14 protein-coding genes and 1 other RNA gene are annotated in these 14,249 nt (G+C 57.4%); 8 read left to right on the top strand and 7 right to left on the bottom strand.

Going from position 1 to position 14,249, the window contains the following annotated elements; all coding sequences use genetic code 11:
• Nucleotides 1–77: 77 nt before the first annotated feature.
• Nucleotides 78–989, top strand: coding sequence for a LysR family transcriptional regulator (locus ACIQWS_RS01935; RefSeq protein WP_403169686.1), 912 nt, complete (start codon nucleotides 78–80; stop codon nucleotides 987–989).
• Here ACIQWS_RS01935 and ACIQWS_RS01930 read toward each other — a convergent pair.
• The 5 genes from ACIQWS_RS01930 to ffs form a co-directional block, all read right to left on the bottom strand.
• Entirely contained in the window at nucleotides 973–2,208 is a 1,236-nt protein-coding gene (locus tag ACIQWS_RS01930; protein WP_403177361.1) for a lytic murein transglycosylase, read from the bottom strand. The two genes, ACIQWS_RS01935 and ACIQWS_RS01930, sit on opposite strands and share 17 nt — an antisense overlap.
• A gap of 26 nt (nucleotides 2,209–2,234) precedes the next feature.
• Nucleotides 2,235–2,840, bottom strand: coding sequence for a recombination mediator RecR (gene recR / locus ACIQWS_RS01925; protein WP_223611985.1), 606 nt, complete (start codon nucleotides 2,838–2,840; stop codon nucleotides 2,235–2,237).
• A 440-nt stretch (nucleotides 2,841–3,280) separates the two neighbouring features.
• Nucleotides 3,281–3,604 (bottom strand): YbaB/EbfC family nucleoid-associated protein, encoded by a 324-nt coding sequence (locus ACIQWS_RS01920; RefSeq protein ID WP_091878585.1) that lies wholly within the window; start codon nucleotides 3,602–3,604, stop codon nucleotides 3,281–3,283.
• 18 nt (nucleotides 3,605–3,622) lie between these two features.
• Nucleotides 3,623–5,452: a DNA polymerase III subunit gamma/tau gene (locus ACIQWS_RS01915; protein ID WP_403169681.1), complete on the bottom strand. Its 1,830-nt coding sequence runs from the start codon at nucleotides 5,450–5,452 to the stop codon at nucleotides 3,623–3,625.
• Between the two features lie 158 nt (nucleotides 5,453–5,610).
• An RNA gene (gene ffs / locus ACIQWS_RS01910) (signal recognition particle sRNA small type) lies at nucleotides 5,611–5,707 on the bottom strand.
• A gap of 69 nt (nucleotides 5,708–5,776) precedes the next feature.
• Between ffs and ACIQWS_RS01905 the strand changes: the two genes are divergently transcribed.
• From ACIQWS_RS01905 to ACIQWS_RS01890, 4 genes are all read left to right on the top strand, one after another.
• Nucleotides 5,777–6,181, top strand: a complete 405-nt coding sequence (locus tag ACIQWS_RS01905) for an HIT family protein (RefSeq protein WP_346306264.1) — start codon at nucleotides 5,777–5,779, stop codon at nucleotides 6,179–6,181.
• Nucleotides 6,182–6,232: 51 nt separating this feature from the next.
• Nucleotides 6,233–7,177, top strand: a complete 945-nt coding sequence (nudC, locus tag ACIQWS_RS01900) for an NAD(+) diphosphatase (RefSeq protein ID WP_403169678.1) — start codon at nucleotides 6,233–6,235, stop codon at nucleotides 7,175–7,177.
• A gap of 73 nt (nucleotides 7,178–7,250) precedes the next feature.
• A complete protein-coding gene (locus ACIQWS_RS01895) occupies nucleotides 7,251–7,493 on the top strand; it encodes a type II toxin-antitoxin system VapB family antitoxin (RefSeq protein ID WP_346306248.1) in 243 nt (80 codons plus the stop codon).
• A complete protein-coding gene (locus tag ACIQWS_RS01890) occupies nucleotides 7,490–7,882 on the top strand; it encodes a type II toxin-antitoxin system VapC family toxin (protein WP_346306249.1) in 393 nt (130 codons plus the stop codon). The genes ACIQWS_RS01895 and ACIQWS_RS01890 overlap by 4 nt, the downstream gene beginning before the upstream one ends.
• A 9-nt stretch (nucleotides 7,883–7,891) precedes the next feature.
• Here the strand turns inward: ACIQWS_RS01890 and ACIQWS_RS01885 are convergent, their stop codons facing one another.
• Together ACIQWS_RS01885 and ACIQWS_RS01880 are read right to left on the bottom strand one after the other, a co-directional pair.
• Nucleotides 7,892–8,755 carry a prephenate dehydratase gene (locus tag ACIQWS_RS01885; RefSeq protein ID WP_403169674.1) on the bottom strand — a complete coding sequence of 288 codons (864 nt, stop codon included), beginning with the start codon at nucleotides 8,753–8,755 and terminating at the stop codon, nucleotides 7,892–7,894.
• A gap of 2 nt (nucleotides 8,756–8,757) precedes the next feature.
• Entirely contained in the window at nucleotides 8,758–9,510 is a 753-nt protein-coding gene (locus ACIQWS_RS01880; RefSeq protein ID WP_346306251.1) for a 3-deoxy-manno-octulosonate cytidylyltransferase, read from the bottom strand.
• Nucleotides 9,511–9,675: 165 nt separating this feature from the next.
• Here ACIQWS_RS01880 and ACIQWS_RS01875 point away from each other — a divergent pair, with 165 nt between their 5' ends.
• The 3 genes from ACIQWS_RS01875 to ACIQWS_RS01865 all read left to right on the top strand — a co-directional run bounded on the left by ACIQWS_RS01875 (nucleotide 9,676) and on the right by ACIQWS_RS01865 (nucleotide 14,230).
• The gene (locus ACIQWS_RS01875) at nucleotides 9,676–10,314 is read left to right on the top strand and encodes a cytochrome c family protein (RefSeq protein ID WP_223611997.1); all 639 of its coding nucleotides are present in this window, start codon (nucleotides 9,676–9,678) and stop codon (nucleotides 10,312–10,314) included.
• A 200-nt stretch (nucleotides 10,315–10,514) separates the two neighbouring features.
• Complete coding sequence (locus tag ACIQWS_RS01870) at nucleotides 10,515–12,356, top strand: extracellular solute-binding protein (protein ID WP_403177356.1); 1,842 nt, start codon at nucleotides 10,515–10,517, stop codon at nucleotides 12,354–12,356.
• Nucleotides 12,356–14,230 carry an extracellular solute-binding protein gene (locus ACIQWS_RS01865; RefSeq protein ID WP_403177352.1) on the top strand — a complete coding sequence of 625 codons (1,875 nt, stop codon included), beginning with the start codon at nucleotides 12,356–12,358 and terminating at the stop codon, nucleotides 14,228–14,230. The genes ACIQWS_RS01870 and ACIQWS_RS01865 overlap by 1 nt, the downstream gene beginning before the upstream one ends.
• The last annotated feature ends 19 nt before the right edge of the window (nucleotides 14,231–14,249 follow it).

Here is a 14,249-nt window from a genome sequence, read left to right as displayed (position 1 = left end):
GTTTAGAGCGCTTCCAAACACGTGTGAAATATATAATTCACACTTGATTAGGTCGTATTTTATATTAAAAATGCGGCATGGATCTGCGTCAGCTGCGCTACTTTATCACTGTTGCCGAAGAACTGCATTTCGGGAGAGCGGCGGCGCGGCTCAACATGACCCAACCACCGCTCAGCCAAACCATACTCGCGCTCGAAGAGGAGATCGGCGTCGAACTGTTCATGCGCACCAAGCGCAGCGTCGCGCTGACGCTTGCGGGTGCCCAATGGCTTGATCATGTGCGCAAGGTTCTGGACGCAGCAGGCGCGCTCCCCGGCATTGCCCGGCAGCTCGCGCGCGGCACCATGGGCAGTCTGAACCTCGCTTTCGTCAGCACAGCCGATTACAGCCTGCTGCCGGCACTGCTCGGCCGTTACAAAACGGGTTACCCCGGCGTGCAGATCGGCCTGCAGGAGGCAACGAGTGACGTGCAGATCGAAGCGCTTCTGAACGGAGACATTCACGCCGGCTTGATCATCCCGCCGTCGCAGACCAGCCTCCACGCTTCTCTCGCCTATCTGTCATTGCTTCAGGAGGAACTTGTCGCTGCAGTCCCGGAGGAATGGGTGGCATCAGGCAGGTTGGCTCTCTCCAACGGAGCACTCGACATCAAAGGCGCTCTGTCGGAGCCGCTGATTATCTTTCCCCGCCGCAGCGCACCGGCCTTTCACGATCTGATCACCGGCTATTATGCCGGCAATGGTGCCGTCCCATACATCGGGCAGGAAGCCATCCAGATGCAGACAATCATCAGCCTGGTCTCCGCGGGGATGGGAATCGCGCTGGTGCCGGAATCGCTGCGCAATCTTGGCCGTGCCGGCGTTCGCTACCTGAAACTGTCAGGCACGCCGCCACGGATCGAGACCGGGCTTGTCTGGCGCCGAGACGATCCGTCGCCGGCGCTCAGACATCTGATTGATATTGCCTCGGCGTTCAACGGATCGCCTTGACCAGATCCTTGTCGGGAAAGCAGGTGGCAGGCAGGCCTTGTTTCGTTTGCCAATCACCAATGGAACGCCGTGTCTTGAAGCCAGGGAAACCGTCGGCTCCCCCGGCGTCATAACCCTTTTTTTCCAGCGCCTTCTGCAAACCGGCAATGTCCGAGCGATAGAGCCCGCCGACATCTCCCCAACCGGCGGAAAAACCCTTCGCGCCATTGGCGATGCGGTCACCCACATGCCCGATGAAGAGCGCATAGAGATCGCTCATATTGTATTCCTTGATCACGTAGAAATTCTTGGTGACCACAAAAGCCGGGCCATGACGCCCGGCCGGCATCAGCAGGAAGCCCTCGCGATTGGTTTCGCTGGCCGGAAACGGCTTTCCGTTGACCCGGGTGATGCCAAGCTTGGCCCATGCGGCGAAAGGCTTGCCCTGATCCGGACCTTCCAGGGAGCAGCTGACAGTCTGCGGAACGCTGACTTCATAGCCCCAGTCGCGGCCGCGCTGCCATCCATACTGCGCGAGATAATGACCGATGGAACCGAGCGTATCGGGAACGGAATTCCAGATGTCCCGCTTGCCGTCGCCGTCAAAATCCACTGCATGTTCGAGATAGGACGTCGGCATGAATTGCGGCTGTCCCAGTGCACCTGCCCATGAGCTTTTCATGCTTGCAACGCCGATATAGCCTTTCTCCACGATCTGGAGCGCAGCCAAAAGCTCCTTGCGGAACATGTCCTTGCGGGTTGCCATAAAGGCTTTTGTGCCGAGGACGGCAAAGGCGTTGTAGGGGATTTTCACACTGCCATAACCGCTTTCGCGCCCCCAGATGGCGAGAACGATCGGCCCCGGAACGCCATATTTGCTTTCAACCGCTTTGAGGATTTTGGCAAACTGGCCAGACCGCGCTGTGCCACCCGATGTCACCGCGTTGACCGTCTTGTCGTTGAAATACTTGCCGGGAGAGCCGAACTCGGATTGCCGCTGCTCCTTGGGCGTCTGCGGTTTTTCGCCCGGTGTCACCAGGTCGGGCAGATCGAAATTGAGTGTGACGCCGGAAAAAGCCTGATCGAAAACCGCTTTGGAAACACCCTGTGTCTTGGCTTCGGGCCAAAGATCGTTGACAAGCCACGCCCGGAACTGTGCTTCAACTTCAGGTTTTGACGCGGCTAACCCGGCTGTTGCATAGAGAACGGTCGCAATCAACGCCGCAAGGGCAAGTCGCATCGGACGTCTGATCAAAAGCCTTCTCCCTATAAAGAGGTCCGCGCGCGCAGGGCCGCGGCCAGCGTGCCCTCGTCCAGATAGTCGAGTTCCCCACCGACCGGAACGCCGTGGGCCAAGCGCGTGATACGCACGTCAAAATCCGCAAGCTGGTCAGTGATGTAATGAGCCGTCGTCTGCCCCTCGACCGTCGCATTGACGGCGAGGATGACCTCCTTGATCTCACCTTCCGCCACGCGGCTGACAAGGCTGCCGATGTTGAGATCGTCTGGACCGACACCATCCAGCGGTGACAGCCGTCCGCCCAGCACATGATAGCGGACGTTCATTGAACCGGCCCGCTCCAGCGCCCAAAGGTCGGCAACATCCTCGACCACAATCAGCGTCGCCCGTTCGCGACGCGGATCGGTACAGATCATGCACGGATCAGATGTATCGACATTGCCGCATGTGGAGCAGATACGCACCTTGTCCGCTGCGTCCTGCATGGCAGAACCCAGCGGAATCAGCAGCGCTTCCTTCTTCTTGATGAGATGCAGCGCGGCGCGGCGGGCGGAACGCGGCCCGAGCCCCGGCACTTTGGCCAAAAGCTGGATCAGGCGTTCAATTTCGGGACCGGCGATTCGTTTCGACATATCGCCGGTTTAAAGCAAATTTTGCCCATAGGGAATCGGAGACGCGCGGCGAACTCAACCCAAGCGAAAAAGAGGCAGTTATTTTACAACCCTGCATTCGTTGTTGCCGGCGACAAACGAAGCAATCATCACCTCAAGCGTTTGTAGCGCAATGGTTCAAAGGTGAAGCAGCGGCACCGTGCCAGCCGGTGCATCGGGAGAATGGGCTACCCGACTGCGGCAACAGCCTTGCCTTTGAACTTGGAGGTGAACTATGCGGATTTTTCCGTTTAGCATCACCCTTATTATAAAGAGAACCCGGACGAGCTGGTCATGGACCGTCCGGGTAAATCTTTATAGATAAGGTACGGGTGGTGAGTGAAAACTTGCCACCCACTCCGAGAGGAAGTGTACACTATGCTGGCGCTATTTCCAACCACCTCGCGGTTGTAGGCCCGCTCTCAAAAAGGCAGTTTGAAACCCGGAGGAATTGGCAGGCCAGCCGTCAATGCCTGGGTCTTTTCCGCCATGATGGCCTCGACCTTCGCTTTTGCCTCGTTATGGGCAGCGATGATCAGATCTTCGAGAATCTCGACATCATCTTCCTTGAAGAGCGACGGATCAATCTTGAGCGAGGTCAGCGCCCCCTTGCCGGACAGCTTGACGGTGACGAGCCCGCCGCCGGAATGGCCCTCCGCCTCCAGCGCCGCGATTTCTTCCTGCATGGCAGCCATCTTGCCCTGCATTTCCTTGGCCTGTTTCATCATGCCCATAATGTCACGCATGGGAAAAACTCCTTTTGATCAATCATCTTCTTCGACGGGAGCCAGCGTATCATCGCCGGAACCGGTCCCGTCCATGCCATCCGGGTCGCCACCTGCCTGCCCGGCGGGTGTTGCGATCCGTACATTGATAATCTTGGCACCCGGAAACCGCGACAGGATCGCCGCGACATCCGGATCGGCGCGCGCATCGCTGAGCATGGAATCGCGCCGGGCCGTTTCGGTTTCGTTGATGGTCCGGCCGCCCTGTTCCCGCGACAGGGATACCATCCAGCGTGTACCGGTCCATTCGCTGAGTTTCTGCGACAGGTCTGTCAAAAGCGTTTTTGGGGCGTCGTCGGTCAGATTGATCTCGAGCCGTCCTGGCTTGATGCTGACGAGCCGCACACAGTTCTTGACCAGTATCTTGAACTGCATGTTACGCTGCTTGTCGGCGAGCGCTACAATATCGGCGATGCTGGTAACAGGAACCGCCGGCGCCAGTTCTTCGGCAGCCGGTTGCACCGGCACAACGGGCACAGGCTGCGCTGATTGTTCGACCAGCCGCATGGTTGCACCACCACCAGAGGCAACGGAACCGCGTACAGGTGCGACAGCGTCCGCCGGAGCGGCGCGGCTCATGGTCTCGCCGCCGCCATTGCCGGGACGCGGGCCATCGCTTCGCGGCGGCTGCAGGGAGGAAGACGCCCCATTTTCCAGCGATTTCAGGGCTTCATCCAGCGTCGGCAAATCGGCAGCATGCGCCAGCCGGATCAGCAGCATTTCTGCAGCCTGGACCGGACGATTGGACGCATCCACCTCGGCAATGCCTTTCAGCAGCATCTGCCATGTCCGAGAGAGAACCCGGATGGAGAGCTTTTCGGCATAATCCCGGCCGCGCAGGCGTTCATCCTCGGACAGGGAGATATCGTCCGCGACATCCGGGGTGAACCGAATGCGCGTCACCAGATGGTTGAAGTCGGCAAGATCGGAAAGAACAACACTGGGATCCGCCCCGACATCGTACTGCGCGCGAAACTCGCGCAGGGCGGACGCCACATCACCGCGCATCAGCATCTCGAAAAGATCGATGATCCGGGCGCGATCCGCCAGGCCCAGCATGGAGCGCACAGTCTCGGCGTCGACATTGCCCGCACCATGGGCAATCGCCTGATCGAAGATCGACAGGGAATCGCGCGCCGAGCCTTCGCCCGCGCGGGCGATCATCGCCAGGGATGCGGCATCAACTGTGATGCTCTCCTTGTCGGCAATCTTCTTCAGCAGCGCCGTCAGCATGTTTGCATCGATACGGCGCAGGTCAAAGCGCTGGCAGCGCGACAGCACCGTGATCGGAACTTTACGGATTTCGGTGGTGGCGAAGATGAATTTGACGTGGGGCGGCGGCTCTTCCAATGTTTTCAGCAGGCCGTTGAAGGCCTGATTGGACAGCATGTGCACTTCGTCGATGATGTAGACTTTGTACCGGGCCGAAACCGGGCGGTAGCGAACCTGCTCGATGATTTCACGGATGTCATCGATACCCGTATGCGAGGCGGCATCCATCTCGATGACATCGACATGGCGGCCTTCCATGATCGCCTGACAATGTTCACCAGGAACAGACAGGTCGATCGTCGGCTTGTCGATTTCAGCTGTTTTATAATTGAGGGCACGGGCCAGGATGCGGGCGGTGGTGGTCTTGCCAACACCGCGCACACCAGTCAGCATCCACGCCTGCGCAATACGGCCGGTCTCGAACGCATTGGTCAAGGTCCGAACCATCGGCTCCTGACCGACCAGATCGTCGAAATTCTGCGGGCGATATTTGCGGGCGAGCACGCGATAGGCGCTATCTGCCGTTTTGGTGTCCATCCCGGTTGATTCCGCTCCTGCATTACTCTTCATGGCGCTAATTGTCCGATTCTGACATTCGCATGTCTCGCGTGATGTCAAATTCGTTCCACCAGGCAAGTTTGTACCGCTGCACACCGCAGCGTCAATGCCGGATGACGGCTTTAAAGAGGATAAAGGTGGGAGGCTGGCACGGCGACCCGTGCCTGGCTCGTTGGGGCTGCTTCCTTCCGGACCTGACCCGGTTGGCGAGTGGCTCGTCCACCACCAACCTCCCGAGGCTCATATCGGCAATCTTTGCGCAAAAAGCAAGCGGGACGACAAAAAAACTGCTAATTGTTGCAAATCATGACGTTCATACTCGATAGCAAACTTGCAGCTGATACGATTCCCATTGCAAGGCTGGGCCTTTGCGATCTGCGCCTGATGAATGACCGGCGCTGGCCCTGGCTCATTCTCGTGCCGCAAAGGGCTGATATAAGCGAGATTCACGACCTTACCCCCCTCGATCAGACAATGCTTGTCTTTGAATCGGGCATTGCCGCACAGGCTCTGAAGACTGTCGCGAATTGCGAAAAGATCAACACCGGTGCTCTCGGCAATATCGTCCGGCAGTTGCACCTGCATATTATCGCCCGCAACACCGGAGATCCGGCATGGCCCGGTCCCGTCTGGGGCTATGGCACGCGCGAACCCTACGGCGAAAAAGACGCACGGGACTTTGCGAACGCCATTCTCAACGCTATCTAGTCAGCATCATCACGCAGTCCCATTCCGGACCGGTCTTCTGGAGCCACGCTTATGTCATTTCGCCTTTATGATGTTCCGGAAGCGGAAGCGAGCCGTTTCGTCGGCTTCGCCGGCAACAGGATAAACCGCCACTCTGAAAACCGCAGCGATGATGTGGTGACGGTCGCGCTTGCGGATGCAAAGGCGCGCATGCTGCTGATCGGGCAAGGCCAGATACTGGTGTCGTTGGGTAACGGCACAGGCAATGCCTTTTTCGGCCTTGAAGAAGCCGTCGCGCTGCTGCCCCACCCGAACAGGACAATCTATCTGGGAATGCAGGAGGACATGCCGGTTCTGGCCGCTGTGAGCGGTATCGATCTAGCTGCCCTCCCCGAAACGATCAAGGCCATTGAATACCGCCCAGTCTATACGCAAGGCCTCATACCCGAAGATCAGCTGGGCGCCATGGCGCAAGCCGTTTCGCTGCTGACGTGGCATGAGAATCACCGCTTCTGCGGACGCTGCGGCACGGAAACGGTGATGCGCGATGGCGGGTACCGGCGCACTTGCCCGAATTGCGACGCCCAGCATTTCCCGCGCACCGATCCGGTTGCCATCATGATGGTGGTACGCGGCGATAAATGTCTTCTGGCGCGTGGGGCCCATTTCGGACCAGGCATGTATTCCTGCCTTGCCGGGTTTATTGAACCGGGGGAAACCATCGAAAATGCCGTAAGGCGCGAGACGCTGGAAGAAACCAACCTGCCTATCGGCCGGGTGGTCTATCACGCATCGCAACCCTGGCCCTTCCCCTATTCGCTGATGATCGGCTGCCATGCGGAAGCATTGTCCGACGATTACATCCTCGACAAGGCCGAGCTGGAGGCAGGCCGCTGGTTCACACGCGATGAAGTCGCGCTGATGCTCGACCGGACACACCCGGAAGGATTGATGACGCCGCCACCCGGCGCCATCGCCGCCCATCTGATCCGCAGCTGGGTTGAGAGCGGGGTTTAAGTCCTACCAAGGTTGAATTGAAAATACTGCCCAATTGGTATATATCATTGTCATATCTCAAAGGAGGTGCGACATGGAAAAAGCCAAAATCTTCTGGTCCGGACGCTCGCAGGCCGTGCGTCTTCCAAAAGAGTTCCGATTTGACGCCACAGAGGTTCGCATACGGCGTCACGGGCAATCCGTGATTCTTGAGCCGATGCCGGAAAATTGGACTTGGCTGGATGTCCTTACAGGCCCGTTAGACGACGACTTTGTAAAAGCTGCGAGCGAGAAGCCAGTACCGCAGGAAAGACCTGATCTCGACTATTTCAAATGAAATTCTTGCTTGATACCAACGCCATCATTGCGTTGCTGAAAGGCAATGAACGGCTGCACAGCCGACTGCGTCGACATCAGCCGCAAGATTTTGCAATCTCGGCCATCGTTGCCCATGAATTATTTTACGGAGCCTACAAATCACAGCGCGCCGTTCAGAATGTCGGCCTTGTTGAAAGCCTGCAATTCCCGGCACTTGAGTTTGATCTGGACGACGCCAGACATGCGGGCGCGCTACGCGCAAAGCTTGCGCGCGCGGGTAGTCCCATCGGTCCTTACGATGTTTTGGTCGCAGGGCAGGCCCTCGCACGGTCTCTGACCCTCGTCACACGCAATGTTCGTGAATTTCAGAGGGTAGAGGGACTCAGCGTTGAAAACTGGGAGGATTAGACCGTCAATCTACTCTTCCTCGCCCTGGCTGCTGCGAAACGTGGTATCCGCCGGATAGACCCCGAGAATCCGCACCTCCTTGGAGAAGAATTCCAGCTCTTCCAGGGCATGGGCAACATTCTTGTCGTCCGGATGCCCTTCAATATCGGCGTAAAACTGCGTGGCGGTGAACTTGCCGTCAATCTGATAGCTTTCCAGCTTGGTCATGTTGACGCCATTGGTGGCAAAGCCGCCCATCGCCTTGTAGAGCGCCGCCGGAACGTTGCGCACGCGAAAGACGAAGGTCGTCATCATGAGTTCGTCGGATGTGCGCGGCGCCCACTTTTTCGTCTTGTTCAGGACGACGAAGCGCGTGACATTGTTTTCCGTGTCCTCGACATCCTCTTCCAGGATATCGAGACCATAAAGGCTGGAGGCGAGCCGCGGTGAGAGTGCCGCCATCGTCTTGTCCTTCACTTCAGACACAAGGCGTGCCGCGCCAGCTGTATCTCCGGCAATGACGGGCTTCCAGCCGTTCTTGCGGATATATTTCCGGCATTGACCCAGCGCGTGGATGTGGCTGTGAACCGTTGTGATCTCACTGCGCTTGGTGCCGGGAAGAACCATCAGCTGAAAATGGATCGGCAGGAAGTACTCGCCCACAATGTGCAGACGTGATTCCGGCAAGAGGTGGTGGATGTCCGCGACACGTCCGGCGATCGTGTTCTCGATCGGGATCATCGCCAGATCAGCCGCACCACTTTCAACCGCGTTGAACGCATCCTCAAAGGTCGGGCATGGCAACGGCTCCATGTGCGGAAACATGTTCCGGCATGCGGTGTCGGAATTGGCACCCGGTTCGCCCTGAAAGGAGATGCGGTTGGTCTTGGCCATAATCAATTGCCCTTTATTGAAGTAAGAATGTCACGTGCCCGCTCAAGATCTTCCTGGGTATCAACACCCAGCGGCACCGAATCAACGATCTCGACATCGATGCGCATGCCGGCTTCCAGCGCGCGCAGCTGTTCCAGCCGTTCACGCTGTTCGAGCGGCGACGGGCCAAGGCCGACGAATCGCTGCAGAGCTGCACGGCGATAAGCATACAGGCCAATGTGGTGGTAGAGCGGACCGTTGCCATAGGGAGCCGTCGCACGCGTAAAGTAGAGTGCGCGCATTTTCCCGGTGCCGATATCCGACCCGACGATCTTCACCACATTCGGATTGGTCTTTTCATCTTCCCTGGTAATCTCAACACACAATGTGGCGATATCGGCGGGACCTTCACGCAGCGGCAGGAGCGCGCGTTTGACCAATTCCGGATCAATGGTCGGCAGGTCGCCCTGGACATTGACGATGGCATCGACAGTGCCTTCCGGATCGAGCGCCAGCAAGGCTTCATAGATGCGGTCCGAACCCGATTCATGGTCGCTGCGTGTCATGACCACTTCAAGCCCGTGGGCTTCGACCGCCGCCTTCACCTCGGCGCTGTCCGTGGCAACAACGGCACGGCCAAGACCGGCCGCCAGGGCACGTTCCGCCACATGCACGATCATCGGCTTGCCGGCAATATCGGCCAATGGCTTGCCGGGCAAGCGTGTGGAGGCCATGCGGGCGGGAATCAGGGTCAATATTTTCATCGTCATAAGCACCCTACGGTGTCAAAAAGTCTCAGGCAGAACTGCCCTTATATGTGTTGCAAGTCTTGAGCAAAAGACCTAGTTTCCGCGCGATCACGAGGGGACTCTCGTCAAGTTATGCAGCGGTCTGCATTGACCAGATAATGAGAACCTCCGCAAGAGGAGCAATGATCGACAATGGATTCGAGCGCATTCAACAAATATGCCATGGCGTTCCTGGCAACAGTTTTCGTTGTCATGACAGCGGGCATCCTTTCGGATTTCTTATTTGATTCCCGTGCGCCCGAAAAACCCGGCTTTATCATCCAGGCTGCCGAAGCCGGCGGTGAAGGTGAAGCCGGCGCGCCAGCCGCAGCAGCTGCGGCCGTGCCGATCGCAACCCTGCTCGCATCGGCGGACGCGACGCGCGGTGAAGCGATTTTCAAGCGCTGCCAGGCTTGCCATACCGGTGAAAAGGGCGGCGCGAACAAGGTTGGCCCGAATCTCTGGGACATTGTCGACCGTCCCATGGCGACGCATGAAGGCTTCAGCTATTCCGGCGCCATCAAGGATTTCTCCAAGGGCGGCAAGGAACTCTGGACATTCGACCATCTCAATCACTTCCTGACCTCGCCCAAGGGCTATATCAAGGGTACGGCCATGGGCTTTGCCGGTGACAAGAAGGACAATGAACGCGCAGACCTGATCGCTTACCTGCGCACGCTCTCCGACAGTCCAAAGCCGCTTCCTGCTGCCGATGCCGCGCCAGCCGGCGGTGAAAAGCCAGCCGATGCTGCAAAGCCTGCAGATGGCGCTGCGCCTGCACCGACAAAATAAGTCAGCCGTCAATTCCAAGGGAAAGCCGGGTCCAGTACCCGGCTTTTTTGTATCCATCAGCCTGATCCTATCAAGACTGCGTGTTTTTTTGCCGAAGGTCTGTTCTCCGCCGCATTTTCTCTTAGACTGACCAAAAAAGAGAACCGTGGAGATCTGATTTGCAATTCCGTCCGCTCGTTGCCAGCCTCGCGCTCCTTGCCATGACAGCCGTGATTCCCCTATCCAATGCACGGGCTGCAGATGCTGAATGGCGAACGGCGGTCAGCGCCCTGGGCAAGCCGAAATACGGGCCGGACTTCAAGCATTTTGATTTTGTGAATCCCGATGCGCCCAAAGGCGGAACCTTGAATCAAATTGCTCAAGGTTCATTCGACAGCCTCAACCCCTTCGTCGTCCAGGGAACGTCTGCGGCGGGGCTTCCGGGCGGAACTATCCTGGGTGGATATCTCTACGATACGCTTCTCAGCCGGGCGCTTGATGAGCCGGCAACAAATTACGGTCTTCTCGCAGAAGCAGTTGCTTACCCAGATGATTTCTCCTGGGTGAAGTTCCGCCTCAACCCCGCTGCAAAATGGCATGATGGACAACCCATCACCGTCGATGACGTCATCTGGTCGTTCGACACGCTGAAAGCGCAAAGCCCGATCTACAACAAGTATTATCATGATGTGACAAAGGCCGAGAAGACCGGGGACCGAGAGGTTACCTTCACGTTTGCGAGCGGAGGGAACCGTGAGTTGCCCAGCATTGTCGGCGAGTTCCCCGTCTTGCCAAAGCACTGGTGGGAAGGCACCGATCAATCCGGCAAGAAGCGCGACATCACCAAGCCCACGACCGAAATCCCCCTGGGCTCGGCTGCCTACAAAATCGAAAGCGTCGACTTCGGCAAGACCATCGTATGGAGCCGGGTAGCCGATTACTGGGGCAAGGATCTCCCCACCAATGTCGGGCGCAACAATTTCGATCGTATTCGCTATGAATATTTCCGGGACGCAAACGCCATGTGGGAAGCCTTCAAGAAGGGGGGATTTCAGGATTACCGCGGCGAGCCGAGCATCGGCCGCTGGATGCGTGGCTATGATTTCCCGGCATTCACCCGGGGTGATGTCATCAAGGCCGTGTATCCACAGCGGTCGTCTGGTCGCATGCAAGGATTTCTCCTGAACACGCGCCGCGACAAATTCAAGGATATCAAGGTACGCGAAGCCTTGAATTTCGCCTTCGACTTTGAATCCATGAGCAAGAATGCATTTTTCGGTCAATACAAGCGAATAGACAGTTATTTCTCCGGCACGGAACTCGCATCGAGCGGCGTCCCGACAGGTAAAGAACTGGAGATTCTTCAAGCGGTTAAAGGTGAAGTACCGGAAGGGGTTTTCAACGAGGAATTCAAGAACCCGGTTTCTGACACGCCGCAGGCGCAACGCGATAATTTGCGCAAGGCCGTCACGCTTTTGCGGGAGGCCGGTTATGATCAGAAAAATGGTAAGCTCGTCAATACAGCGACTGGCCAACCCCTGACCATCGAATTTCTGGCGGACGATCCGAGCAACGAACGTACGATCGGACCGTTCATGACGAATCTGCGCAAGCTTGGCATAGATGCGCAGATACGTGCTGTCGATGCAGCCCAATATGCGGCCAGGGTCAATGATTATGACTATGACGTAATGGCGATTGCCGGGATCGGACAAACACTGTCGCCGGGGAACGAGCAGCGCGAATTCTGGGGATCCAGGACAGCCGATACGCCTGGCGGGCGCAATTACATGGGCATCAAAAACCCGGCTATCGACAAGCTGATCGACAGGGTCATCTTTGCCAAGGACCGTGAAGAGCTTGTTGCGGCAACCCATGCGCTCGATCGGGTTCTGCTGTGGAATTACTATGTTGTTCCGCAGTGGTATGACGACAGGGTCAAGATCGCCTACTGGAACAAGTTCGGCATGCCCGAAAAACAACCGGACTATATCGGTGTCGACCCGCTTTCCTGGTGGATTGACCCTGCCAAGGAGCAAGCTCTGAAAGCCCACGCGCAATGATGGCCGGGCGTCTCAATCGCCGCGATCTGCTGAAATACTCCGGTGCGGCGGCTCTGTCAGCCCTCACTCCGCGTCTGGCACTGGCGGATGTGAAGACGGATGTTCCGCTGCATGGTCTTTCCGCCTTTGGCGAACTCAAATATCCGAAGGATTTCACGCATTTCGAATACACCAATCCCGATGCGCCGAAGGGTGGTACGTTCTGCTTCTCGCCGCCGACATGGTATTTCAACCAGTCGACGCAAACATTCAACACACTGAATGGTTTCGGTGCACGCGGCGATGCACCGCCACGTGTGGAATTGTGCTTTGATTCCTTGATGACATCGGCGCTGGACGAGCCCGATTCCATTTATGGCCTGGTTGCTGAAAGCGTTACGGTTTCCCCGGACAAGCGGACATTCACTTTCAAGTTGCGCCCGCAAGCGCGTTTTCACGACGGTTCCCCCCTGACGGCCCACGATGCGGTGTTCAGCTATGAGACGCTCAAGACAAAGGGGCATCCCGATCTCGTGGTGATGATGGCGGAACTCACCGAAATTGTGGCCGAGGATGACCACACGTTGCGGCTGACCTTTTCCGGCAAGCATTCCGGCCGCGCCATTCTCGACATCGCAGCAGGGATACCGATCTTTTCCAAGGCATGGTACGCCACGCGGGATTTCGGCGCATCGACGCTGGAAGCGCCTCTCGGCTCGGGAGCCTATCGCGCCGGCATGATCCTTGCCGGTCAAACGATTGAATACGAGCGCGTTGCCGATTACTGGGCAAAGGATTTGCCGGTGCAACGCGGCTCCAACCATTTTGACCGCATCCGCATCGAGTTCTTTCGCGACCGGCAACCGGATTTCGAATCCTTCAAGAAGGGCGATATTTACTGGCGCTCCGAATCCGTCGCCAAGACATGGGCGACCGAATACAATTTCCCGGCCATTCAGCAGAAGCGTGTCGTCAAACGCGAATTTTCCAGCGAAAAACGGCCGGTGATGCAGGCCTGGGCGCTAAACCAGCGCCGGCAACAGTTCCGCGATCCTCGGATACGCGAAGCCATCGCCCTGTGTTTTGACTTCGAGTGGACCAGCAAGAACCTGTTTTACGATGTCTACAAACGCTCGCAATCGCTGTTTGAGAAATCGGAATTTCGCGCTGAAGGCAAACCCTCCGCCGAAGAGCTGGCCATTATCGAGCCGCTGCGCGACAGGCTGCCGCCGGAGATTTTCGGCGATGCGGTCCTGCAACCCGTATCGGATGGTTCGGGGCGCGACAGAAACAATCTGCGCCGCGCGGTCGAATTGATCACCGCAGCGGGTTATACGCGGCAGAACGGCAAATTCGTCGATGCCAGCGGCAGACCGCTCAACCTGGAAATGTTGATCCAGGCGGAAGTCTTCACGCGCTCCTCGGCACCTTTCATCAACAATCTGAACGCCATCGGCATCAATGCCACCCTGCGACTGGTCGATCCGGCGCAGTATCAGGTCAGGCTGCAGGACTTTGATTTCGATATGATGGGCGCTGCCTACTCCCTTGGTTCCACGCCGACACAGGAGAGCCTGCAGTCCATCTTTGGCTCCAAATCGGCTGCCATGCCCGGATCGACCAACTTTGCGGGCATTGCGGATCCGGTGATCGACGCGCTGATCCAGAAAGTCGGTGACGTGAAGTCACGGGCAGAACTGGTCACGATTATGCGTGTTCTGGATCGGCTCTTGCGTATAAGGCGTGACTGGATTCCAAATTGGTACAGTGCGAATCACCTCATCGCCTATTGGGATATGTTCGGCTTCAAGGAGCCTAAACCCGATTATGGCTTTCCGGTTGAAACGCTCTGGTGGCTTGACGAAGCAAAGGCAAAGGCAATTGGCAAGATTTAAAATGATATCTCCTGGAGCA

This window comes from Phyllobacterium sp. NPDC097923 (assembly GCF_044760925.1).
Lineage (GTDB): Bacteria > Pseudomonadota > Alphaproteobacteria > Rhizobiales > Rhizobiaceae > Phyllobacterium > Phyllobacterium calauticae.
Note: the sequence above shows the minus strand (reverse complement) of the source record. Positions and strands in the feature narration are given on the sequence as shown.

Coding starts and splice junctions, on each gene's coding strand:
- ACIQWS_RS01870 (WP_403177356.1), top strand. CDS start 10,515: ATGACAGCCGTGATTCCCCTATCCAATGCACGGGCTGCAGATGCTGAA.
- recR (WP_223611985.1), bottom strand. CDS start 2,840: ATGTCGAAACGAATCGCCGGTCCCGAAATTGAACGCCTGATCCAGCTT.
- ACIQWS_RS01885 (WP_403169674.1), bottom strand. CDS start 8,755: ATGGCCAAGACCAACCGCATCTCCTTTCAGGGCGAACCGGGTGCCAAT.
- ACIQWS_RS01875 (WP_223611997.1), top strand. CDS start 9,676: ATGGATTCGAGCGCATTCAACAAATATGCCATGGCGTTCCTGGCAACA.
- ACIQWS_RS01915 (WP_403169681.1), bottom strand. CDS start 5,452: ATGGACACCAAAACGGCAGATAGCGCCTATCGCGTGCTCGCCCGCAAA.
- ACIQWS_RS01865 (WP_403177352.1), top strand. CDS start 12,356: ATGGCCGGGCGTCTCAATCGCCGCGATCTGCTGAAATACTCCGGTGCG.
- ACIQWS_RS01920 (WP_091878585.1), bottom strand. CDS start 3,604: ATGCGTGACATTATGGGCATGATGAAACAGGCCAAGGAAATGCAGGGC.
- ACIQWS_RS01930 (WP_403177361.1), bottom strand. CDS start 2,208: ATGCGACTTGCCCTTGCGGCGTTGATTGCGACCGTTCTCTATGCAACA.
- nudC (WP_403169678.1), top strand. CDS start 6,233: ATGTCATTTCGCCTTTATGATGTTCCGGAAGCGGAAGCGAGCCGTTTC.
- ACIQWS_RS01890 (WP_346306249.1), top strand. CDS start 7,490: ATGAAATTCTTGCTTGATACCAACGCCATCATTGCGTTGCTGAAAGGC.
- ACIQWS_RS01935 (WP_403169686.1), top strand. CDS start 78: ATGGATCTGCGTCAGCTGCGCTACTTTATCACTGTTGCCGAAGAACTG.
- ACIQWS_RS01895 (WP_346306248.1), top strand. CDS start 7,251: ATGGAAAAAGCCAAAATCTTCTGGTCCGGACGCTCGCAGGCCGTGCGT.